Consider the following 21,281-nt stretch of genomic DNA (forward strand, 5'->3'; position numbering starts at 1 on the left):
GGGATCTTGCCGGCACCAACCGCGTGGTAAGCGACCGCGGGCGCTTGGGCCGGCAGGTGGTCGGCGCTCCGGTTGGGCGAGTGGCTCGTCTCGGAACGTCGCTGGTCTTATTCGGCGGTTCCAGGTTTCCCCTGGGCGTGCCGCAGGAAGGGGCTTGTACCGGGTAGTACCAGTGCCTTTCCGCGGCGCGGCCAGCGGGAAGCTGGGCCGCCGAGAAGGCTTGTCAACGTTTCGAGACGGGTCACTAGTTCGCTATCAGCGGCACGATCGGGGCCTGCTCCGGCGACAGCGGCAGGTTGTAGCGCTGAGCCAGGTACGAGGCGATGTCGTGGAACAGCGGCGCCGCGGTTTTCCCGTTCTCGGCGCCGAAGTAGTCCGGCTTGTCGATCATGATGCCGACGATGAAGCGGGGGTTGTCGGCGGGCAGGATGCCCGCGAACGTGATCCAGTACAGCTGGTCGCTGTACTTCTTCAGCTTCGGGTCGACCTGTTGCGCCGTTCCGGTCTTGCCGGAGACCTGGTAGCCGGACAACGCCGCCGTCGGGCCCGTTCCGCTTTGCTGGTTCGGCGCTTTCTGCACGACCGCGCGCAGCATGTTCCGCACGGTTGCCGCCGTCTGGTCGCTCACCACCCGGACGCCTTCCGGGCGGGCCTCGTCGTGGCGGGTTCCGTCGCGGTCGATGGTGGACTTGATGATCCTCGGCGGCACGCGGACGCCGTTGTTGGCCACGGTCTGGTACATCCCGGCCATCTGCAGCACGGTCATCGACAGGCCCTGGCCGATCGGCAGGTTGCCGAAGGTCGAGCCGGACCACTGCTTGACGTCCGGCACCTGGCCGGGGCTCTCACCTGGCAGGCCGACGCCGGTTTTCTGGCCGAGGCCGAACTTCCTGAGCATCTCGGCGTACCGGTTCTGGCCGACCTGCTCGGCCAGCAGCAGCGTGCCCACGTTGGACGACTTGGCGAAGATCCCGGTCGTCGTCATGGTCAGCAAACCGTGCGACCACGCGTCCTCGATCGTCCGGTCGGCGACCTTGTGCGAGCCGGGGACCTTGTGGGTGTCCTCGGGTCTGGTGATGCCGTCCTCGATCGCCGCGGACGCGGTCACGATCTTGTTCACCGAGCCGGGCTCGTACGGCGTGGTCACCGCCGGGTTGCCGGTCGCCTGCGGGTTGCCGTACCCGTTGGGGCCCTGCGGGTCCTTCGGGTCGAAGCTCTTGTCGTTGGCCAGCGCGTAGACCTCGCCGGTCTTGGCGTCCATCACTACGGCGACGCCGCCCTGCGCGCGGTTCTGCGCGACGTACGCGATCAGCTTCTGCTGCACGTCGTACTGCACGTCCGCGTCGATGGTCAGCTGGATGTCCGAGCCGTCCTTGGCTTGCCGCACGTTGCGTTCCGACCCGGGGATGACGACACCGTCCGCGCCTTCCGCCGTGTCGACGGTCTGGCTGCCCGCTTCACCGGCGAGTTCGGCGTCCCGGTCGTTCTCCATCCCGAACAGGCCGTGCACGTTGTGCTTGGCGCGGTCCGGGTCGTCGCTGCGCCAGTTCGCGAAGCCGAGGATGTTGGACGCCAGCGTGCCGCCGGGGTACTCGCGGCGCGACTGCGTCTCGGAGATGACCTCGATGTACTTCTTGCGGATCTCCCGTTCCTGCGCCGGGAGCACGTCGCGGACCAGGACCGCGTAGCCTTCGCCGCGCATCTTGGTCAGCAGCTCGTTCTCGTCGACCTTGTCGCCGAGCACCGCCTTGATCTTGGCGGCGACCTCCTTGATCCGGGTCTCGTAGTCGATCTTGGTCTTCTCGTAGTCCTTCTTCACGACCTTCGGCGCCCACGCCAGTGTCCGCGTCTCCACGCTGAACGCCAGCTTCACGCCGTTGCGGTCGACGATGTCGCCGCGTTTGGCCGCGATCGGGATGGTCTTCACGCGCTGCTTGTTCGCCCGGTCCGACAGGCCCTGCGCCTCGACGCCCTGCACCTGGATCAGCCGGACACCGGCCGCGATCAGGGCCGCGATCAGCACGAACCGCACGGACACGATCCGCAGCCGGGTGTTGACCGGCAAACGCTTGCGCCGCGCCGCCGGGCGGCGCGGCGGCGGTTTGCGGGCGGGTTGCCGCGCGGGCTTGCTCGCGGGTTTGCCGGTCGGGCGCTGCGACTGGGCCGCTCTGCGCGGCGGCACCGGTTTGCGGCGGGGTGGCGTCCAGTCCCCGGCCATCAGCCGTTCCCGCCGGGCGTGGCCGAAGCCGGGGGCGGGGTGACCGACGACGACGGCGCGGGCGGCGCCGGTGGGGCGGCCGGCTTGGGCTCACCGACCACGTTCACCTTGCCGTCCGGTCCGACGACCAGCCAGGCGGGGTCGCCCGACCGGATCGCGCCCAGGTTGCGGGCCATCTCGTCCAGCGTCGCCGGCGACTCGAGGTTGGTGACGTCGCGCTGCAACAGCTCCACCTGCTCGGCGAGCTCGGTCGCCGCCTTCTTTGCCTGGTCGAGCCGGTACGAGTCGGCAATGGCCTGCGTGGACAGCCACAGCGTGGTGACCACACCGGTCGCCAGCAGTCCCATCACCAGCATGACGAACGACGCGCGGGAAGCCGGGCCGCGCTCGTGCTTCTGCTTGGACGGCCGTGGTCGCCGCTGGACCGGCTCGCCACCCGCACGGCCCTCACGCTGGGCGCGGCGGGCGTACGCACGCTCAGCCGCGGCGGTCCGTGGACGGCGTTGCGTGCGTCCTGGCGCTTCGGTTGTCTCCGGAGCCGCCGCTGTCGCTTCGGCCTCCGCGTTGGCCTTGCGGCGGGACTGCGACGAGCGGCCACGCGAGGATGACCCGCCTACCCTTGCCGGTGCGGTCATGACGCCTCCCTGATCCGTTCCGCCGCTCGCAGCCGTACCGGCGTCGCGCGTGGGTTGTGTTCCATCTCGGCTTCGTCGGCCTGCTCGGCTCCCCGGGTGAGCAGGCGTATCTGCGGGCCGTGGCCGGGCAGTTCCACCGGCAGCCCCTCCGGGGTCGTCGACTTCGCCAGCTCGGCGAAGGCCCGCTTGACCAGGCGGTCCTCCAGCGACTGGTAGGACTCGACGACGATCCGGCCGCCGACCTTCAGCGCACCCAGCGCCGCGGGCAGCGCGCGCCGCAGGATCTCCAGCTCGCCGTTGACCTCGATGCGCAACGCCTGGAACGTGCGCTTGGCCGGGTGCCCGCCGGTCCTGCGGCTGGCCGCGGGCACGGTGTCGTACAGCAGCCGCACGAGCCGCTCGCTGGTGCTGAACGGTTCGCGTTGCCGCTGCGCGACGACGGCCTTGGCGATCTTGCCGGCGAAGCGCTCCTCGCCGTAGTCCCGCAGGATCCTGGCCAGGTCCGGGAACTCGTAGGTGTTGAGCACGTCGGCAGCGGTGATCCCGGTGGTCGGGTCCATCCGCATGTCCAGTGGCGCGTCCTTGGCGTACGCGAACCCGCGGCCGGCCTCGTCGAGCTGCATCGACGACACCCCGAGGTCCATCAGCACACCCTCGACGGCCGGGATCCCGAGTTCGTCGAGCGCGTCCGGCAGTTCGTCGTACACCGCGTGCACGAAGTGGATCCGGTCGGTGTACGGCGCGAGCCGCTCACGGGACAGCGCGAGCGCGTTCGGGTCGCGGTCCAGCCCGACCAGGGTGAGCCGGGGGTACGCGGCCAGCAGCGCTTCGGAATGACCGCCGAGGCCGAGGGTGGCGTCCACGAGGACGGCGTCCTTGCCGGTCAATGCCGGATCGAGGAGGGCGAGGACCCGCTCCAGCAGCACTGGCACGTGCCGCGGGTTCTCGCGCGTCATGTCCCGACCCCTCTACCGGTACCGCTCGAACTCGTGGCCAGAGAAAACTGATGCCGTCAGGTCCCAGCCCGGAGAAGCGAACCTGGCGCCGGGGAAGGTGCGCCAGGGTCGATCGCCACCGGGCCGAGGCCTCACGGCATCCCTCGATTTCCCTAGAAGAATCCGGGCAGTACCTCCTCCCGCGCCTGCGCGTAGCTGTCCTCGTGCTCGTCCAGATATGCCTGCCAGGCCTGGGCGTCCCAGATCTCCAGCCGGGTGATCGCGCCGATCACCACGCACTCCTTGGTCAGCTTGGCGTAACGCCGCAGCTCAGGCGCGATCGCGATCCGTCCCTGGCCATCGGGCCGCTGTTCGTCGGTTCCGGCGAACAGGTACCGCTGGTAGGCACGAACCGCCTCGTTCGTCAGCGGGGCGGCGGCGACCTTCCGGGCCATTTCCTCGAACTCCGCACGGGGGAAGACGTAGAGGCAGTGATCCTGACCCTTCGTGACCATCAAGCCCCCCGCGAGGGCGTCGCGGAACTTCGCCGGCAGCGTCAGCCTCCCCTTGTCGTCCAGTTTCGGGGTGTGGGTACCGAGGAACACCGGTTCACCACCTCCCCACCGGTCCTGCGGACCGGCCATGGGACACCCTTCTGCCCCACTTGCGGCCACAGTACCCCACTTTTCTCCACAGTCAACGCGGATCTGGCGGTGATCGCCCGGTCGATTGACGCGTTTTCGCAGGTGACGCAGGTGGGGGCCAGGTGGGGCGGCGGGGCGGCCCTCCCTCGCCCCGGGGATGCTTATCCGCTGTTCAGAAGGTGTTCAGATGTCCACAATGGGCACCCGGGAGCGCGCCGGTGGTTCGGGTGGGTGAAAGTGGGGAGCGCGGTCCGGACCGCCCGGACCGCCCCGGTTCGAGTGATGACTGACGGTGATCGTCAGTTTTTGATCACGGTGCGTGAAATGCCCCCGGCGTATGCCCGGCTGACCTGTCCGAAGGCTGTCGATCCGCTGTCCGCACCCCGCCCGGCACGGCCGGGACACCCACAATGGGGACAACCTCGGTGGCGGTCGGACGTCCAAGCGGGGACCGCAGTGGAAGGAAGAAGTGCCTTTGTCGCCAAGTGCCCTGCAAGACGCCGGCGTCTTGCCGGATACTGGTACCGAGAACGACAACCCCGGGCGACTTCGCCCCGGTTTGACACCTCGCGTGTCAAGCTGTGCCGCCCCTGTTCGCCCGATCGGGCGACCTTGGCGACGGCATCGCATCGGTGGGGGCCGGGAGGACACCACCGAGGAGCATCAGGAGGTCGAGTGACGTCTTCTACCCCGCCTGCCGCGCTGCCCGGACATCCGTACGGCGGCAACGGCGCAGGCCCCGACCCCTATGCGCAGCCGCCGAACGGCTCAAGCCCGAGCCCGAACCCGCGCGCCACACCGGGCAAGGCGCTCGACGAGGTGCACGCCGCCGCGCAGCGGATCGCCGCGAACGTCGAGCGGGTGCTGGTCGGCAAGCCGGACGTGGTCCGGATCGCACTGGTCACCCTGCTGGCCGAGGGCCACCTGCTGGTCGAGGACGTGCCGGGGGTCGGCAAGACCTCGCTGGCCAAGGCGCTGGCCAAGTCCATCGACTGCTCGGTCTCCCGCCTGCAGTTCACCCCGGACCTGCTGCCGAGCGACGTGACCGGCGTGTCCATCTTCAACCGGCAGACCACCAACTTCGAGTTCCGCCCCGGCCCGGTGTTCGCCAACATCGTGGTGGGCGACGAGATCAACCGCGCCTCGCCCAAGACCCAGTCCGCACTGCTGGAGTGCATGGAGGAACACCAGGTCACGGTCGACGGCAACACCTACCGGCTCGAGTCGCCGTTCATGGTGATCGCGACGCAGAACCCGATCGAGATGGAGGGCACGTACGCGTTGCCCGAGGCGCAGCGCGACCGCTTCACCGCGCGCGTGTCGATCGGCTACCCGGACCCGAACGCCGAGCTGGCGATGGTGGACGAACACGCGGGCCACGACCCGCTGGCCACGCTGCAGCCGGTGTCCGACGCCGCGCAGGTCCGCGCCCTCGTCGAGGCCGTGCGCGGTGTCCACATGGCCCCGGAGGTCCGGCGGTACGCGGTCGAACTGGTCTCGGCGACGCGGCGGTTGCCGGAGATCCGTCTCGGCGCTTCCCCGCGATCCACCCTGCACCTGGTCCGCGCCGCTCGCGCGCAGGCCGCGCTGTCCGGGCGTGAGTTTGTCGTGCCCGACGACATGCATGCGATCGCCGTGCCCGTGCTGGCACACCGTCTGGTTCTCACCGCGGAGGCGCAGGCCGCGCGCCGCTCCCCCGCGGACATGATCCGCGGGTTGTTGCAGCGTGTGCCGGTGCCGCAAGGAGCGGACCCAGCTGCGCAGTGGGTGTCCGACGCGCGCGGGAACAGGCAGTAGCCATGGCTGGTCCGCTGGCGGGCATGACCACACGTGGCCGGTGCCTGCTGGCAGCCGGTCTGGCGGCAGCGCTGTGCTCGGTGGTGCTCAACGAACGGGACCTGCTGCGTGTCTCGGTGTTCGTGATCGCCATGCCGATGCTCGTCTGCTTCCTCGCAGGACGGTCACGAGTCGGCCTGCACACCGAACGGCACGTCAACCCGATGCGGGCACCTGTCGGCGGCAAAGCAGAGGTGTCGCTGAACGTGTGGAGCACGGGCCGTCTGCCCACCGGCGGGTTGTTGCTGCAGGACGGCGTGCCGTACACGCTCGGCGGCAGGCCGCGGTTCGTCATCGAGCACCTGCCCCGCAACAACGGTGTCCAGCTGCGCTACACCGTTGAGCCGACGATGCGTGGCGTGCAACTGCTGGGACCTTTACGGGCCAAGGTGACGGACCCGTTCGGTTTGTCCGAGTTCGACCGTGAGCTCGCCGGAGTGACCCGGCTCATCGTCGTACCGCGGGTGGTGCCGTTGATCGGCATGCCCGGCGGGTCGGGGATGGGCGCGGGCGAGGACGGCTCGGTCCGGCTGTCGGCCGGTCAGGGCGAGAACGACGCGGTCGTGCGGCCGTACCGGCAAGGCGACGACCTGCGCAAAGTCCACTGGCGGTCCACCGCGCACCGCGACGAGATGATGGTCAGGGTCGAGGAGCGCCCGTGGCGTGGCGGCACGACCGTCCTGCTCGACCACCGCGAACACGCCCACAAGGGCACCGGCCCGACCTCCAGCCTGGAGTGGGCGGTGTCGATGGCCGCGAGCGTCAGCCTGCACCTGCTGCACAACGGCCATCGCGTGCGGCTCGTGTCGGAGACCGGCAAGACCGTCGGCCCGGAGAGCGCGGACGGCATCCACAGCGACTTCCTCGTGCTCGACGCCCTCGCCGCGTTGCGGTCGTCGCACCAGAAGGAGATCTCGATCGCCGGTGACCCCGGCCAGGGCCAGGAACTGGTCGCCATCCTCGGCTCCACCGACCCCGAGTCGGTCGACCAGCTGATCCGCTACCGGCCCCGCGCCAGCCGCAGTCTCGCGATCCTGATGGACACCCGGGCGTGGGCGGCGCAGGGCGACACCACGGCCACCGACCCGGACGTCACCGCCGGGCTGCTCAACGCGGCGGGCTGGAGCACGGTGATCGCCCGGCCCGACGTCCCCGTCCAGCAGATCTGGAACAACCTCTGCCGCGCGAGCCAGAGCCGCGGCGCGATGCACGCCAGTGGATGGTCCTGATGGTCTCTACGCCTCAACGGCAGGCGCCGCCGCGGACCCGGCTGCGCCCGCAGCCCACACCGCGGCCGTCGCGCAGTGCCGAGCCCGCGGCCAACAACGTCACCCCCGTTTTCGCCGCCCTCACGACGCTGTGCGCGTCCACCGCGCTGTCGGGCGTGATCGACGGCGGTGTCTGGATCGGCCACGCGGCCATCGCGATCATCGTCGTCGCCGGAACCGGGATGGCGTTGCGCGCCATGCGGTTCCCGATCCTGCTGATCGGCATCGCGCAGCTGTTCGCGCTGACGTGCCTCGTCGTCGCGCTGTTCACCACCGAAGGCGTGATCGGGTTCCTGCCCGGCCCCGCGTCCGTCGAACAGATAGGTGACGTGCTGCGGGACGCGGTCACGGTGGTGCAGACCGGGGTTCCACCGGTCGAACCGGCCGCGCCGATCCTCTGTCTCGTGGTGATCGCGATCGGCCTGGTCGCGGTGCTCGTCGACTCGCTCGCGGTGGCCGCGGGAACGCCTGCCGCCAGCGGCCTTGTCCTGCTGTGCGTGTACGCGGTGCCCGCCTCGCTCGCCGACGAGATGCTGCCCTGGTGGTCGTTCGTTCTCGGTGCCGCGTCGTACGCCGTGCTGCTGGCCGTGGACGGCACGCACAAGCACCAGCAATGGCGAGGCCGTTCCGGCCGTACCAGCGGCGGGACCAACGCCGCCGCTCCGATCGCGCTCGTGTCCGTCGCGATGGTGCTCGCCCTGACCTTCGGCGCGATGTTCACCCCGATCGGCACGATCGGTCAGCTGCCCGGCAACGTCGGCGCCGGCGGGGTCGCCGCGGGCGGGTTCTCGCTGAAACCGTTCACCAACCTGCGCGGGATGCTGGACCAGAAGAACATCCAGGAGATGTTCCGCGTCCGCGGGCTCTCGTCGGCCGACGACCGGCGTTACCTGCGCGCGTTCACGTTGAAGCAGTACAACTCCAACGAGGGCTGGGTGCTCGGTGCCGGGATGCCGAGCGGGGCCAGCCTCAGCGGTGAGCTGCCGCTCGAGCCGGGGCGCGCGCCGAACGGCCCGACCACCAAGCTGGACATCGAGCCGGTGAACGCGAGCGACAACTGGGCGCCGGTGTACGGCGCGCCGAGGCAGGTCGAAGGTCTGCCGGGGGACGCGCGGTTCGACGAGCTCAGCGGTGCGGTCTACACCCGCAAGCAGCGCAAGTTCGGGCCGTACACCGAGCACGCGGACATGAGCCAGCCGACGTTCGACCAGCTGCGCCAGTCGCCTTCGGCGAGCAGCGAGGTCGGGGCGCAGTACACCGACCTGCCCGCGTTGAGCCCGGAGGTCACCAACCTCGCGCGGCAGCTGACAGCGGGCAAGGCCAACCAGTGGGACAAGGTGCTCGCGCTCAAGAACTACTTCTCGTCGGAGAACGGCTTCGCCTACAAGACCGAGACGGCGCAGAAGAGCTCGGAGGACGCCCTGGCGGACTTCCTTTTCCGCGGCAAGGCCGGGTACTGCGAGCAGTACGCGTCCGCGATGGCGGTGCTGACCCGCGCGGCGGGCATCCCGTCGCGGGTGGCGATCGGCTTCACCTCCGGCTACCAGGTCTCGGACTACCGGTCGATCACGACGCAGGACGCGCACGCGTGGGTCGAGGTGTTCTTCCCGCAGTACGGCTGGATCAGCGTCGACCCGACACCGCTGCTCGACGGCCGCGGCTACACCCCGCCGTACATGAACTCCCAGTCCTCGCAGCCCGGTCGCGCACCGGACGGCGAGACCTCGGAGCGCAACACGCCGTCCACGTCGCAGAGCACCTCCGCTGCGGCGGCTCCGACCAACCAGGCGGCGACGCCGACCGAGGCGGCGCCCGAGTCCGCGGGCGGCGGCTCCTGGGAGGTGTACGCGACCGGCGCGCTCGCCGGTGGTGCGACAGTGCTGTCCGTGCTGCTGGTGGCCGGGCTCGGTGTCGCGGGTCTGAGCCTGACCGGGGCTTCGCTGACGCTGCGCAAACGCAGGCAACGAACGATCGTGGTGACGATCGCGACCGTGCTGTGGCTGCTGGCCGCGGTGTTCGCGGCCGCGCTCGTGAGCTGGTGGATCGCTGTGCCGCTCGGGCTGATCGGCCTGGGTCTCTTCCCCGCGCTGACCCGGTACTGGCGTCGCCGCGACCGTCTGCAACTGGTGGCGGGCAACAGTCCCGAGGCGCCGATGGCGGCGTGGGACGAGCTGATGGCGGAGTCGTGGGACCGGGGTTCGAGCGCACCGGAGTCCGACACCATCCGGATGACGGCTCGCCGTCTGGTCCGTGAGCACTCGCTGGACGACGAGGGCAAGGACGGCTTGCGGACGCTGGTCTCGATCCTCGAGCGCCTCTGGTACGGCCCGAGCGCCAACGCGGGCCCGGAACTGCAACAGGCGCTGGACAACGTCCGCGGCAGCATGAAACGCAACGCCCCGCTCGCGTTGCGCGCCAAGCTTTTGCCGCGTTCGGTGCTGAAGCCGCGCAAACCCCGCAAGCCCACCACCAGTCCTCAGCCAGGCGGAACGCTCGCCGCCGAACCGCCGACGGCCTGACCGGCCCCGGCTTCGGATTCGGCTTCGGCGAGGCGGGCGATGCCGCCTTCGAGGAACGTCACCAGCGACGTGGAGCGCTGCTCGAAGTCGTTGGTGTGCAAGCGACCCGTGGTCATGTCGGCCGGCCGCGGGTTGTCCGAGAAGGCGGGCAGGCTCGACGCGACCATGAGCAGGTAGGCGTCGTGCGGGGCGATGTCGTTCGCCTCGGGGAACAGGTGCCGCAGGTGGCCGATGAACTCGTCGGCGGTCGATGAGCGCGCGAAGCCGATCGGCCCGTGTTCCGCCTCGCGGCAACGCGGCGAGGCGGGTGCGGCGGTCGTCGTTGATCGGCCGGATCCGGCGCAGCAGAACGTGCCGGAAGAGGTTTTCCTTGCCACTGAAGTAATCGCTGATCGCCGCGATCCGCGTACCGGCGTGGTCGGTGATGTCCCGCACGCTGACGCCGCAGTAGCCGCGATCGGCGAACAGTTCCTCCGCCGAGTCGAGCAGTCGCGTCCGGACCCGGGCGCGGTTGGCCGCACGAACTCCGGTCATGTCGCGTGTTCGACGGTGTGTTCGACCTCGCCGATGCCGTCGAGCGTGAGGGTGAGCGTGTCGCCGGGACGCAGCCAGTTGCCTGTCTCCATGCCGCTGCCTCCCGGGAGGGTGCCGGTGCCGAACAGTTCGCCGGGCAGCAGCTGTTCCGAGCGGGAAGCGTGCGCGAGGATCTCGCCGAGGCTCCACCGCATGCCCGCGCTGGACACCCGGCTGACGATCGTGCCGTTGATCGCGACGGCCCCGGAGAGGGCGTCGACGCGGGGCAGGATCTCGTCGGCGGTGACGGCGGTGGCCGACATCGAACTGGCGAAGTGCTTGGACTTCTGCGGCCCGAACCCGCTCGTCATCTCGGCGCGTTGCACGTCCCGCGCGCTGAAGTCGTTGAGCAGCACGAAAGCGCCGATCGCCGCGGCGGCCTCGGCCGGGGTGGCGTCCCGCAGCGGCGCGGCGAGGACGAAGCCGATCTCCAGTTCGTAGTCGAGGGCACGGCTGTAGCCGGGCGGTGCGATCGGGGTGCCGCTGGGCACGAAGCTCAGGTGGTTGGACATGTAGTAGATCGGCTGCCGGTAGAACAGCGGTTTCGGCTTGAACGGCGGGAACGGGCGCCCGCTCGCCTTCTCGACCGCCGCGGCCAGCCGGTGCAGGCCGGGGTGGAACCGGCGGACCAGGCCACGGGCCGCGGCGACGGCGTGCTTCTCGTACACCATGAAGTCCCGGAAGGACAGTGGCTGGAACGGCAGCAGGTGCCCGTGGTGCGCATCGGCGGCAGCCGCCTCCCACTCGGCGCTGAACGGGGCACCTCCGAGCGGCCGGGCGTCCGGCTCCGGCTGCCACTGCCCGTCCGGGGTTTCCGATTGGATCGCCAGCCGGCCGTCGACGCGGACTCGCCGTAGTTTCATGCGCTCCGACTCTACTTGTCCTGGGTGCTACTTTCGGAACGATCGTTCCGGGAAAGGGTGCCTGACGTGCGCGAGGTCGCCAAGGACGTCTTCTGCGTCGGCGGTACCGACGTCAACTGGGTGCTGGTGCGCGACGGCAGCGATCTCACGTTGATCGACAGCGGATGGCTGGGCGACCGCGAGGCGGTGGAGGAGTCCATCCGTGCGATCGGGCACCGGCCGCAGGACGTCCGCGCGATCCTGCTGACCCACGCCCACCTGGACCACATGGGCGCGCTCAACCACATGCACGACCAATACGGGACACCCGTCTACATGGATCCCGCCGAAGTCACCCAGGCGCGCGACGGACACCTGGAACAAGCCAGCCCCATGGATGTGGCGCTCCGTGCTTGGCGGCCGTCAGTGCTGGCGTGGAGCTACCGGATCATGCGCGCCGGGGCGCTGAAACATCTGAAGATTCCGCACGCACTGCCGTTTCCGTCCGAGGGTGCGCTGGATCTGCCAGGTCATCCCGTACCGGTGGCCTGTCACGGACACAGCTCGGGGCACAGCGCGTACCACCTACCGGGTGCTGGGGTTGTCGCGACCGGCGACGCCTTGGTCACCGCGCACCCGACCGCCCGGTCTGCCGGCCCGCAGCTGCTGCCGTCGTTCTTCTCGTACTCGCCGCGTGCGGCGCTGGCCGCGTTGGACGTCCTCGGCGAGCTCTCCGCGGACGTGCTCGTGCCGGGGCATGGCGCCCCATGGCGTGGCGCGTTGTCCGACGCCGCCGCTCGGGCGCGTCGTCACGTGCTCAAGGAGTGAAAGCAGTCAGCGCATGCGTGAGGGCCACCGCTGGCAACGGGTCGCCGACGGTGGCCGTCAAGGTCAAGGTCGCGGGGTGTCAGTCTTGCTCGAAGCGCTTGCGGAAACGCTCCTCCATCCGTTGGGAGAAGTTGCTCCGGCCCGCCGGGCGACTCTTGCTGTCGCCCTCGGCCTGAGCTGCGCCATCGTTGCCGCGCCGGATGGCGGTCAGCGTGATGAGCGCGCCGAAGAACATGACTAGGAAGCCGAGCAGACTGACGGCGGGGAATCCCCCGAACCAGAAATCTTGCACGACGACACCCAGCACCAGCAGGGCGACGCCAACCACGAACAGCGCTGCACCCTGCAGTCGCCGCCTGCGTGACGGCCGCCTCAGGCGCGCACCGCGCACAGTGGAAGCGAACTTGGGGTCTTCGGCATAGAGCGCGCGCTCAATCTGGTCGAGCAGTCGCTGCTCGTGCTCGGAGAGTGGCATCTTTCCTCCTCCGGCACAGCTCTCACGGGCGCCGGGCGATTGCGGCCGCCGTACCCGGCGGGCGCCCCATCCCTGGGGCGTCACCTCAAGGATACGAGCCCCGCGCCTGCTCGACTACCCGATCCTGCACTCTCACGCAGGCTCTTGCCAACACATCGCGACTCAAGCGAGGATGCCCGCCGGGCAAGCACACGCAATCGGCGGATTCGGCGCGGCGTTCGAGGGCGCCTCATGTGCCATGTCCTGCACTGATGACGTTCAGTGACCGTTCGTGTCCAGCTGGTGGCCTGCGGCCGACCGACGGGTGAACCTGTCGATTTCCTCAAGTGACCCGCAGCACGCGGTTGGGCCGGGCGCGGCGCACTTGGGCGCGCGCCCACCACGGGTGGACGCGCTGGGGAAGTCCCTCGGTCAGAGGTTGCGAAGTCCTATCAGGACCCGCTCCATCATGGTGAGATCCGGCTGGTCACCGGCGGACGACTTGGCCTTGTGCACGGTCACCATGCCCGCCGACGCCATGTCGCCGAGCACGACCCGGGCAACCCCGAGCGGCAACGACAACAGCGCGGCGACCTCCGCTACCGACCGTGTCGCCAGGCAGAGCTCGGAAACAGAACGGTGGTCGTGGGTCATCCGCGTCCCGATCCGGGCGAGCGTCGCCCGGTTCGTGGAGATCAACGCCTCGAGCGGCAAGTCGTAGGCGGTCTCGGTCCGCCCGCCGGTCCACGCGTAGGGGCGGACGATGGAACGGGTGCGGTCCACCTCGTTCCACTCCGCCTCCGGTTCCGGCTCGACCCGCCGGACGCCGGACTCGGCGACCTGACGCGGGATGTCCACGGGGTGGTGCGAGTGGTGCGGCTGCGGTGGTGGCGGTGGTTGAGATGCCGCCGGGCCGAACCGGGCTCCTGTCCGGCCAGTCCCTGGCTTCGCCGTGACCACGGCGGACTCACCCCTCTTCTCCTCAGCGTGCCCCGGACTGGCAGGCACTTGGCCGAAGCGCGCACCCGTGCGCCCGACCTCGGACTTGCTTCGCCGATCAGATCCAGCCACGTGCGCCACGTCCCCCATGCCGGATTCCCATTAGTCCATCTGAAGAGGAGGCCAAAACGTTAGCCACAAAGCGGACTTGGGGGGTAACGCCGCTGTTTCGCCGACGTTTTATCCCAGTAACTGAAATCGCACCGTGGGCCAATCGGGTGATAAATACGATGATGCACCAATCCGGCCACTGATCGAAAGCGGAGGCTCACTCAACGCACTCCCGGCACACCAGGCCGACGAGCGCCTCTGCCGCGCTTCACCGGCCTACCGGCCGACCACGGTCCGCGCACGCCGACCCCGCGAGGTAGATCGTCGACTACCCGCCGCGAGAGGGCCGCAAGGCAGGGGACCAGGAGCGGCGAGACCCCACGGACAAGCAGCCCGGCTTCATTCCTTCCAGGCCGATGCCACGTGACGAGCGCGACCCCGGAGTTCACGTCCGCCTGCACGGGAAACCAGCCATCGCCACCGCACGGGCGTTCTGAAGATCTCGGGTCACGCCACCGACAGCGGCGACACGGCCAGGCGATGTACCCAAGCCACCAGGGGTGACCGGACACCGTGGCGGCTTCACCACCATCGAGCAAGGCCGTCACCGCCGAGTGACAAAGAGCGTTTTTCCCAGCGACCAGGGCTTCAAAATACGGTGCACCTGAATACGGAAAAAGCGGCAGCACGGTCAAACAGAGCGCATTAATGGTATGCGAGCAGGCCGTTGATGGGATTTCACGGCGCGATTCGGTCGGGGCGGGGCTCGGTCTCACCGGACCGGTCGGGCGCCTGCGTGAGCAGGGACGCCGGGCGGATCGCGGCGTGGCCGAACTTCGCACGCGCCCGGTCGGCGGCCTGGTCGGCTTCCCGCCAGCCGTTCTCCGGGGCGTCGAGCAGCAGCTGCTCGCCGCTGTCGTCCTGGCTGAGCTGCTCCATGCGCACGCCGATCAGCCGCACCGCACCCGGCGGCGTCTGTTCGACGAGCAGCTGGCAGGCGACTTTGAAGATCTCCTGCGTCACGTCGGTCGGCACGAGCAGCGTCCGCGACCGGGAGATCGTGGTGAAGTCGGAGAACCGCACCTTGATCGACACCGTCCGGCCACGCAGCCCACGGCCGCGCAAGGCCGAGGCTGTCTTCTCCGACAGCCGCAGCAGCTCGCGCTTGAGCAGCTCACGGTCCCAGTGGTCGACCTCGAACGTCTCCTCCGCGCCGACGGACTTCTCGGCCGACTCCGGCTCGACCGCGCGGTCGTCGAACCCGCGCGCCAGCGGGTGCAGGTGCTCGGCGAGGGCGTTGCCGATGATCCGGCGCAGCCTCGGCAGCGGCGCGGCAGCCACGTCCGCGACGCGTTCGAGCCCGACGTCGGCCAGGCGTTCCGCGGTCTTCCTGCCCACGCCCCACAACGCCGACACCGGCAGCGGGTGCAGGAACTCCAGCACCGACGCCTTGGGCACGACGAGCATGCCGTCCGGCTTGCACAGCCCGGACGCCAGCTTGGCCACGAACTTGGTCGGCGCGACGCCGACCGAGCACGTGATCCCGTGCTCGGCCTCCACCCGGTCACGGATCACCTGGCCGATCCGCCCCGGCGACATCCCCATCCGCCGCAGCGCACCGGACACGTCGAGGAAGGCCTCGTCCAGGCTCAGCGGCTCGACCAGGGGCGTGATGTCCCGGAAGATGCCCAGCACACCCCTGGACACCTCCTGGTACAGCCCGAACGTCGGTGACACGTACACCGCCTGCGGGCACAGCCGCCGCGCCCGGCTGGTGGGCATCGCCGAGCGCACGCCGTACTTGCGCGCGATGTAGTTGGCCGACGACACGACGCCCCGGTTGCCGACCCCGCCGACGACCACCGGCTTGTCCTTCAGCTCCGGCCGCTCCCGGATCTCGACCGATGCGTAGAAGGCGTCCATGTCGACGTGCAGGATCGGACAGCCCGTGTCGTCCGGCCACACGCCGTCCCGCACCACGAACCGGTCGACCAGCCCCCGTGGTAAGTCACCGCTGCGTCCCATGGACCACCTCCTTTCTCCTGTTCAAGCCCGCACGACACACGCTAGCCCCACGGTCCGACAATTCCGGGAGCAGTGGTTACCGTTGATCCATGTCGAGGTGGCCGAGGAGCGTGTACGAGGTCGGCAACGAGCCGGATCCCCGGTTCTCGCTGGCCAACGAGCGCACCTTCCTCGCCTGGCTGCGCACATCGCTGGCGCTGATGGCGGCGGGTGTGGGCTTCGCCGCACTCGGCCCGGTGGGCGACGTGCTCGACCTGGCGGTGGCCGTCGCACTGCTGGTCACGGGGGTCGCCTGCAGCCTGAGCGCGCTCCAGCACTGGATCGCGTGCGAGCGGGCGCTGCGTCTCGGTGAGCCGCTTCCCTCGCCGTGGATGGCCGCTGTGCTGGGCGTGGGGCTGGCGGTCACCGGTGTGCTCGCGGCGATTCTGGTCATCACCCGATGAGGCGACACCCGTGGGATCCCGGGCTGCAGGTCGAACGCACCGCGCTGGCGTGGATGCGGACCTGCCTGTCGATGATCGTGGTCGCCCTGATCGCGTTCCGGTTCGCCGCGCACACGAGCCTGGCCGCCGCGCTCGCCCTGGCGGCCGTCGTCGTCCCGATGGCGCTCGTCTCGCTGCGGCTGGCGTGGCGCCGCTATCGCACCAGCGACGCGAATCTGACATCGGGCAAACGTTTGCCGGATGGCACGCTGCCGCTCGCCGTGACCATCGTCACCGCGCTGACCGGCGCGCTCGGCCTCGTCTACGTGCTGGTTGATCGTTAACGGCGGCCGACGGCGTGCAGCCGCGCGGCGACGTCTCGCAACGGTGGGATGGCCGCGGCCGCCAGCTCCAGCTGGGCCAGCGCCTCGGCCGCGCCCGGGTTGCCTTCCAGCACCGAGCCCGGCACCAGCTCGGAGACCACACCGTGGCCCTGGACAAGTTCGACCGTCAGCCCGCCGTCGACCAGCAGCTGGGTCAGCCTGGCGATGTCGTACCGGCGGGACAGGCTCTCCTCGGCCAGTTGCCCGGCCGGGTCGTCCAGCAGCCTGCGGGCATCGATCAACCGGCCAGTGATCGCGCGGTGCAGGACCGCCGCGTACTGGTTGGCCACGAGCACCGACACCAGGCCGCCGGGCACGGTCGCCTCGGCCATCGCCGCGACCGTGGTCTTGGGGTCGTCGACGACCTCCAGCACGCCGTGCCCGAGCACCAGGTCGACCGACTCGGCCGGGACGAGCTGGGCAAGGGCGTCGCTGTCACCCTGGACCGCGGTGATCGAATCCACCACGCCCGCTTCCTGCGCCCGCCGGTGCAGCGTGGCGAGGGCGTTCGGGCTCGGGTCGACCACGGTCACGGCACACCCAGCCGCGGCGAGCGGGACGGCCCACACGCCGCTGCCGCCGCCGACGTCGAGCACGCGCGGCGACTCCCCCGCACGGCGCTCACGCACGGCGGCCAACTCGGCGTAAAGCACGCGGCGCACGGCATCTGGTCGCATGCCCGAAACCCTAATCGGTGGTCACGGGCTTGCTGGACGGGACCCGAGACGGCGGTGGTCTGAAGCCGTAGGCTTCCACGAGTGCAGACGGTCGCAGTACTGAGCCTCAAGGGCGGTGTCGGCAAGACGACGGTAGTGCTCGGCCTGGCGTCGGCCGCCTTGCGGCGTGGCGCGCGGACGCTGGTGGTCGACCTCGACCCGCAGTGCAACGCCACCGCGACGCTCGACCCCGAGGAGACCGGGTCGACCCTGGCGAACGTGCTGGAGAACCCCAGGCTGGCGGTGGTCAGGGACGCCATCACAGCCAGCGCGTGGGGTGACGGCGTGGACGTGCTGGTGGGCTCGGAGGAAGTCGAGGAACTCAACCACCCCAACCCGGGAGCACGGCGCCTCGGCAACCTCGGCCGCGCGTTGCAGGAGGTCAACAAGTTCATCGAGGACGGTGAACTGCCGTACGAGGTGGTCCTGCTGGACTGTCCCCCGTCTCTGGGACGGTTGACCCGCTCCGCGCTTGTGGCCGCCGGGGGCGCTCTGCTCGTCACCGAGCCGACCTTGTACGCGGTCTCCGGCGCGCAACGAGCGTTCGACGCCATCGCGGAGACACGTGAGCAGTACAACCCGGAGCTGAAGACGCTGGGTGTCGTGGTCAACCGCGTACGCCCACGCTCCTACGAGCACCAGTTCCGCATCCAGGAACTACGCGAGCACTTCGGCTCGCTTGTGCTGCCGGTGGCGTTGCCGGACCGTTTGGCCGTACAGCAGGCGCAAGGCGCTTGTATGCCGATCCACCAATGGGGCACACCAGGTGCACGTGAGGTCGCGTTGGCGTTCAACCTCGTCCTGGCGCGTGTACTGCGCTCAGGGAGGCGCGGACGGCACAACGAGTTCGCGTGGCCCGAGAGCGACGGCGACGAAGCGGCTGATGCCTGAAGGCGACACCGTTTTCCAAGCCGGCCATCGGCTGCGACAGGCACTGGCCGGCCACACGCTGACGCGCGGTGAGCTACGTCACCCCAGACTGTCGACGATCGACCTGGCCGGACGGACCGTGCAGGGCGTGCGGACGGTCGGCAAGCACATCTTCGTGCAGTTCTCCGGTGACGTCAGCCTCCACAATCACCTGCGGATGGATGGTTCCTGGCACGTCCACCGCCCAGGTACGCGCTGGCGCGCGCCGGGTCACCAGGTCCGCGTGATCCTGGCGCACCCGTCGGCCGAAGCGATCGGCGTCCGCCTGCACGACATGGAACTGGTGGCCACGGACAAGGAATCCAGGCTCGTCGGTCACCTCGGACCGGACCTGCTGGATCCGTCATGGACCGATGAGGACGCCGAACGCGCACAGCGGGCACTGGCGGCGGACCCAGCGCGGGAGATCGGGGTGGCGCTGCTCGACCAGCGGGTGATGGCAGGGGTGGGAAACGTCTACAAGGCAGAGGTGTGCTTCCTGCTCGGCGTGTCACCGTGGACACCGGTGTCCGGGGTAGACACCGCCCGAGCGGTGGAGCTGAGCAGGGATCTGCTGCGGCGCAACGCCATGAACCCGCGCAGGAACACAACGGGGTCCACCATGCGCGGCCGGGAGCTGTGGGTCTACGAGCAGACCCGCCGGGGATGCCTGAAGTGCGGCGGGAGGATCAGGGTGGCCGACCAGGGGGCCGGGCTGGACGTGCGGAAGACCTGGTACTGCCCTGTTTGCCAACCGCGAACATAAATTCGTTGGCGCCCGCCCCCGACTCGGCATAAGTTGGATGTACACGAGAGAGGAGGTGGTCCAAAGTTGTATACCAACGGGACACGTGAGGTGGCTGTCCGCTAAGGACCACCATCTGGCTCCAGCCGGCCGCCGAACACGGCAGACGCTGGTCATCCAGCGCCGTTGACGCGGGCGTTGGTCGGCGAATCCAAAGCAGCCACCGGCTCTCGGGGTTCCTGGGAAGTTCGTCCAATCCCAGGCCTCGTGCACAGCACGAGGAGTCACCCCGAGAGTTTTTTTATGCCCATCGAAGGGTGCCCACCCCGAAGGCACCACCAGTTGCCCCTCGACCAGCCCGGTTACCGAGCGATATGGTGCCGCACGCAAGCACGCTGGTCAGGGCGACAACCAGCCGTGATGGCTCCCGCGCAAACGCAGGACTACCTGCCTGCCGGTCGAGCGACAGCCAGCCCACAGCGGCTTGGCGCAAACACGGAGGTTGTCGACTTGGTGTGAGCGACACCAGCCCGACGCAGCTCACGCGAAAAGCGCAGGAACAGAACAGGCCCCCATCGGCCAGCGCACAACACACGACCAGCCACACCGGCTCGCGCGCGAACGCACAGGTCGACCTCGGGGGTGCTCCTGCCCAGAGGTCAGCCCCGGCGAGGGAAGGCTTGTTCCGTGCAACAACGGATCCATGAAGAAAAGAGCCAAACACGCACGAACCAACCCGGACAACGAAAGCCATGAAAAAGGTCGTCATCCTCGGACGAGGTGGCGCAGGCAAGTCAACCCTGGCAACAAGTCTCGGAGCCGCCCTGAACCTGCCGGTAACGGAGCTGGACAAACACTTCTGGTCGCCCGATCTCACCCCGACACCGAAGGACGAGTGGGCGGAGGTCCAGCGTCGGCTCACCAGCGGACAGCGATGGATCCTCGAAGGCGATCTCGGCCCGCACGACGTTCTCGACGCAAGGCTGCGGGCCGCTGACACCGTGATCGTCCTGGACTTCCCGTTGTGGCGCTGCGCCTGGCGGGCGCTGCGCCGTTCTCGCGAGAACCTGGCCTTCTGGCGTTGGCTGTTTTCCTACCGGCGCCGCAGCCTTCCCGCTGTCATGGCCGCCGTCGCCGATCACGCCGCACACGCGGATCTCCTTGTCCTCCGAAGCCCCCGCACTGTCGAACGACTGCTGGCAAGGCAGCATGTAGGCGTGTACAAGCTGATTCGACGGGCTCTTTTCCGGTTCGGCGGTGGGGATGCCGAGGTCGCGCACCACAGGACCACTGCCATCCTCGCCAGGACCGCGCCTGTGCTCGGGCCGGTGCGGCGTGTGATGAATGTCGCCGCGCCTGTCACTGTCTTCGGTGTTCGGTTTCCGAATCCTGTCGGGTTGGCAGCGGGGATGGACAAGGACGGCACCGCTCTGCACGCGTGGCCTGCGTTGGGGTTCGGGTTCGTCGAGGTCGGCACGGTGACCGCGATCGCTCAGCCGGGCAACCCGCAGCCGAGGTTGTACCGGCTTGTGAACAGCGAGGCCATCATCAACCGGATGGGCTTCAACAACGCGGGTGCCGACGCGCTCGCGAACCGGTTGCTGACCGGCCGCAAACCCGCCGTCCCCCTGGGCATCAGCATCGGCAAGTCCAAGGTTGTCCCGGTGGAGGAGGCTGTCGAGGACTACCGCAAGTCCTTGCGCGCGCTCTACCCGCACGGGGACTACTTCGCCGTGAACGTCAGCTCCCCCAACACTCCTGGCCTGCGTGGGTTGCAGGACCGCACCGCGCTCAGCGAGTTGCTCGCCGAGTTGACGCTCGAGTGCAGGGCTTTGGCTGAGCGTGACCGGTCGGCGCCGAGGCCGCTGCTTGTGAAGATCGCGCCGGATCTCACCGACGGCGCCATCGCGGAGGTGCTGGAGGTGTGCGACGAACACGGCGTGAGCGGTGTGATCGCGACCAACACCACGCTGAGCCGCGCTGGGCTGGCCCATGCTGATCTGCACCTCGCCGACCAGGTCGGTGGGCTCAGCGGGCGCCCGCTGACCGAGCGGGCCCGTGACGTCGTCGCGTTCGTGCACAAGCAGACGGGTGGCAAGCTGCCGATCATCGGGGTGGGCGGGATTCTCGACACCGACGACGCGACCCGCATGTTCGACGCGGGTGCCAGCCTTGTCCAGCTCTACACCGGGTTCATCTACCGCGGTCCTGGGCTGGTTCGCCGGATCAGCAAATCCCGCCGGTGACCGTCAGTGCTACCAGGTCGACCCGTTCGTTCA

Annotated in this window: 19 protein-coding genes and 1 pseudogene; 9 read left to right on the forward strand and 11 right to left on the reverse strand. The window is 69.3% G+C overall.

Translation table 11 applies throughout. The features are described 5' to 3' along the window. Positions 1–244: 244 nt before the first annotated feature. The 4 genes from AOZ06_RS43740 to mraZ form a co-directional block, all read right to left on the reverse strand. Positions 245–2,218, reverse strand: coding sequence for a peptidoglycan D,D-transpeptidase FtsI family protein (locus AOZ06_RS43740; RefSeq protein ID WP_157233571.1), 1,974 nt, complete (start codon positions 2,216–2,218; stop codon positions 245–247). Further along, positions 2,218–2,853: a cell division protein FtsL gene (gene ftsL / locus AOZ06_RS43745; RefSeq protein WP_054294746.1), complete on the reverse strand. Its 636-nt coding sequence runs from the start codon at positions 2,851–2,853 to the stop codon at positions 2,218–2,220. The genes AOZ06_RS43740 and ftsL overlap by 1 nt, the downstream gene beginning before the upstream one ends. Further along, positions 2,850–3,809 (reverse strand): 16S rRNA (cytosine(1402)-N(4))-methyltransferase RsmH, encoded by a 960-nt coding sequence (gene rsmH / locus AOZ06_RS43750; protein WP_054294747.1) that lies wholly within the window; start codon positions 3,807–3,809, stop codon positions 2,850–2,852. Before rsmH ends, ftsL begins: the two co-directional genes overlap by 4 nt. A 152-nt stretch (positions 3,810–3,961) precedes the next feature. Then, positions 3,962–4,393, reverse strand: coding sequence for a division/cell wall cluster transcriptional repressor MraZ (gene mraZ, locus AOZ06_RS43755; RefSeq protein WP_054297366.1), 432 nt, complete (start codon positions 4,391–4,393; stop codon positions 3,962–3,964). Between the two features lie 714 nt (positions 4,394–5,107). On the opposite strand from mraZ, the gene AOZ06_RS43760 reads away from it, so the two are divergent. The 3 genes from AOZ06_RS43760 to AOZ06_RS43770 are packed head-to-tail and all read left to right on the forward strand — an operon-like array spanning position 5,108 to position 10,055. Then, complete coding sequence (locus tag AOZ06_RS43760) at positions 5,108–6,229, forward strand: AAA family ATPase (RefSeq protein WP_083472331.1); 1,122 nt, start codon at positions 5,108–5,110, stop codon at positions 6,227–6,229. 2 nt (positions 6,230–6,231) lie between these two features. Beyond that, positions 6,232–7,497, forward strand: coding sequence for a DUF58 domain-containing protein (locus tag AOZ06_RS43765; protein WP_054294749.1), 1,266 nt, complete (start codon positions 6,232–6,234; stop codon positions 7,495–7,497). Beyond that, the gene (locus AOZ06_RS43770) at positions 7,497–10,055 is read left to right on the forward strand and encodes a transglutaminase TgpA family protein (protein ID WP_054294750.1); all 2,559 of its coding nucleotides are present in this window, start codon (positions 7,497–7,499) and stop codon (positions 10,053–10,055) included. The genes AOZ06_RS43765 and AOZ06_RS43770 overlap by 1 nt, the downstream gene beginning before the upstream one ends. On the opposite strand, the gene AOZ06_RS43775 is transcribed toward AOZ06_RS43770, so the two are convergent. The 3 genes and pseudogenes from AOZ06_RS43775 to AOZ06_RS43780 all read right to left on the reverse strand — a co-directional run bounded on the left by AOZ06_RS43775 (position 10,013) and on the right by AOZ06_RS43780 (position 11,491). Beyond that, positions 10,013–10,432: a hypothetical protein gene (locus AOZ06_RS43775; RefSeq protein ID WP_054294751.1), complete on the reverse strand. Its 420-nt coding sequence runs from the start codon at positions 10,430–10,432 to the stop codon at positions 10,013–10,015. The genes AOZ06_RS43770 and AOZ06_RS43775 overlap by 43 nt on opposite strands. Before the next feature lie 34 nt (positions 10,433–10,466). Further along, positions 10,467–10,589 (reverse strand): annotated as a pseudogene (locus tag AOZ06_RS62395) (TetR family transcriptional regulator); the annotation flags it as partial. Beyond that, on the reverse strand, positions 10,586–11,491 hold the full coding sequence (locus AOZ06_RS43780) for a fumarylacetoacetate hydrolase family protein (RefSeq protein ID WP_054294752.1): 906 nt from the start codon (positions 11,489–11,491) through the stop codon (positions 10,586–10,588). The pseudogene AOZ06_RS62395 and the gene AOZ06_RS43780, both read right to left, overlap by 4 nt. A 66-nt stretch (positions 11,492–11,557) precedes the next feature. Here AOZ06_RS43780 and AOZ06_RS43785 point away from each other — a divergent pair, with 66 nt between their 5' ends. Then, positions 11,558–12,298 (forward strand): MBL fold metallo-hydrolase, encoded by a 741-nt coding sequence (locus tag AOZ06_RS43785; protein ID WP_054294753.1) that lies wholly within the window; start codon positions 11,558–11,560, stop codon positions 12,296–12,298. Positions 12,299–12,377: 79 nt separating this feature from the next. Here the strand turns inward: AOZ06_RS43785 and AOZ06_RS43790 are convergent, their stop codons facing one another. The 3 genes from AOZ06_RS43790 to AOZ06_RS43800 form a co-directional block, all read right to left on the reverse strand. Continuing rightward, on the reverse strand, positions 12,378–12,773 hold the full coding sequence (locus AOZ06_RS43790) for a DUF3040 domain-containing protein (RefSeq protein ID WP_054294754.1): 396 nt from the start codon (positions 12,771–12,773) through the stop codon (positions 12,378–12,380). Between the two features lie 411 nt (positions 12,774–13,184). Beyond that, complete coding sequence (locus AOZ06_RS55415) at positions 13,185–13,712, reverse strand: DUF742 domain-containing protein (protein ID WP_169799068.1); 528 nt, start codon at positions 13,710–13,712, stop codon at positions 13,185–13,187. A gap of 828 nt (positions 13,713–14,540) precedes the next feature. After that, the gene (locus tag AOZ06_RS43800; RefSeq protein ID WP_054294755.1) at positions 14,541–15,827 is read right to left on the reverse strand and encodes a DNA polymerase IV; all 1,287 of its coding nucleotides are present in this window, start codon (positions 15,825–15,827) and stop codon (positions 14,541–14,543) included. Positions 15,828–15,916: 89 nt separating this feature from the next. On the opposite strand from AOZ06_RS43800, the gene AOZ06_RS43805 reads away from it, so the two are divergent. Continuing rightward, positions 15,917–16,270, forward strand: a complete 354-nt coding sequence (locus tag AOZ06_RS43805; RefSeq protein ID WP_054294756.1) for a YidH family protein — start codon at positions 15,917–15,919, stop codon at positions 16,268–16,270. Continuing rightward, positions 16,267–16,593, forward strand: coding sequence for a DUF202 domain-containing protein (locus tag AOZ06_RS43810; RefSeq protein WP_054294757.1), 327 nt, complete (start codon positions 16,267–16,269; stop codon positions 16,591–16,593). The genes AOZ06_RS43805 and AOZ06_RS43810 overlap by 4 nt, the downstream gene beginning before the upstream one ends. Here the strand turns inward: AOZ06_RS43810 and AOZ06_RS43815 are convergent. Next, positions 16,590–17,309, reverse strand: a complete 720-nt coding sequence (locus tag AOZ06_RS43815; RefSeq protein ID WP_054294758.1) for a class I SAM-dependent methyltransferase — start codon at positions 17,307–17,309, stop codon at positions 16,590–16,592. The two genes, AOZ06_RS43810 and AOZ06_RS43815, sit on opposite strands and share 4 nt — an antisense overlap. 81 nt (positions 17,310–17,390) lie before the next feature. On the opposite strand from AOZ06_RS43815, the gene AOZ06_RS43820 reads away from it, so the two are divergent. The 3 genes from AOZ06_RS43820 to AOZ06_RS43830 all read left to right on the forward strand — a co-directional run bounded on the left by AOZ06_RS43820 (position 17,391) and on the right by AOZ06_RS43830 (position 21,248). Continuing rightward, positions 17,391–18,239 carry a ParA family protein gene (locus AOZ06_RS43820; RefSeq protein WP_054294759.1) on the forward strand — a complete coding sequence of 283 codons (849 nt, stop codon included), beginning with the start codon at positions 17,391–17,393 and terminating at the stop codon, positions 18,237–18,239. Beyond that, positions 18,232–19,023, forward strand: a complete 792-nt coding sequence (locus AOZ06_RS43825; RefSeq protein ID WP_054294760.1) for a DNA-formamidopyrimidine glycosylase family protein — start codon at positions 18,232–18,234, stop codon at positions 19,021–19,023. The genes AOZ06_RS43820 and AOZ06_RS43825 overlap by 8 nt, the downstream gene beginning before the upstream one ends. A 1,196-nt stretch (positions 19,024–20,219) precedes the next feature. Beyond that, positions 20,220–21,248 carry a quinone-dependent dihydroorotate dehydrogenase gene (locus tag AOZ06_RS43830; RefSeq protein WP_236952503.1) on the forward strand — a complete coding sequence of 343 codons (1,029 nt, stop codon included), beginning with the start codon at positions 20,220–20,222 and terminating at the stop codon, positions 21,246–21,248. Positions 21,249–21,281: the final 33 nt, after the last annotated feature.

The sequence above is a fragment of the Kibdelosporangium phytohabitans genome, assembly GCF_001302585.1.
In the GTDB taxonomy this organism is placed as follows: Bacteria; Actinomycetota; Actinomycetes; order Mycobacteriales; family Pseudonocardiaceae; genus Kibdelosporangium; species Kibdelosporangium phytohabitans.

Bases quoted from the DNA above. Each gene is read 5' to 3' on its own strand.
- AOZ06_RS43740 (WP_157233571.1), bottom strand. From the start codon at position 2,218: ATGGCCGGGGACTGGACGCCACCCCGCCGCAAACCGGTGCCGCCGCGC.
- ftsL (WP_054294746.1), bottom strand. From the start codon at position 2,853: ATGACCGCACCGGCAAGGGTAGGCGGGTCATCCTCGCGTGGCCGCTCG.
- rsmH (WP_054294747.1), bottom strand. From the start codon at position 3,809: ATGACGCGCGAGAACCCGCGGCACGTGCCAGTGCTGCTGGAGCGGGTC.
- AOZ06_RS43765 (WP_054294749.1), top strand. From the start codon at position 6,232: ATGGCTGGTCCGCTGGCGGGCATGACCACACGTGGCCGGTGCCTGCTG.
- AOZ06_RS43770 (WP_054294750.1), top strand. From the start codon at position 7,497: ATGGTCTCTACGCCTCAACGGCAGGCGCCGCCGCGGACCCGGCTGCGC.
- AOZ06_RS43780 (WP_054294752.1), bottom strand. From the start codon at position 11,491: ATGAAACTACGGCGAGTCCGCGTCGACGGCCGGCTGGCGATCCAATCG.
- AOZ06_RS43790 (WP_054294754.1), bottom strand. From the start codon at position 12,773: ATGCCACTCTCCGAGCACGAGCAGCGACTGCTCGACCAGATTGAGCGC.
- AOZ06_RS43800 (WP_054294755.1), bottom strand. From the start codon at position 15,827: ATGGGACGCAGCGGTGACTTACCACGGGGGCTGGTCGACCGGTTCGTG.
- AOZ06_RS43805 (WP_054294756.1), top strand. From the start codon at position 15,917: ATGTCGAGGTGGCCGAGGAGCGTGTACGAGGTCGGCAACGAGCCGGAT.
- AOZ06_RS43810 (WP_054294757.1), top strand. From the start codon at position 16,267: ATGAGGCGACACCCGTGGGATCCCGGGCTGCAGGTCGAACGCACCGCG.
- AOZ06_RS43815 (WP_054294758.1), bottom strand. From the start codon at position 17,309: ATGCGACCAGATGCCGTGCGCCGCGTGCTTTACGCCGAGTTGGCCGCC.
- AOZ06_RS43825 (WP_054294760.1), top strand. From the start codon at position 18,232: ATGCCTGAAGGCGACACCGTTTTCCAAGCCGGCCATCGGCTGCGACAG.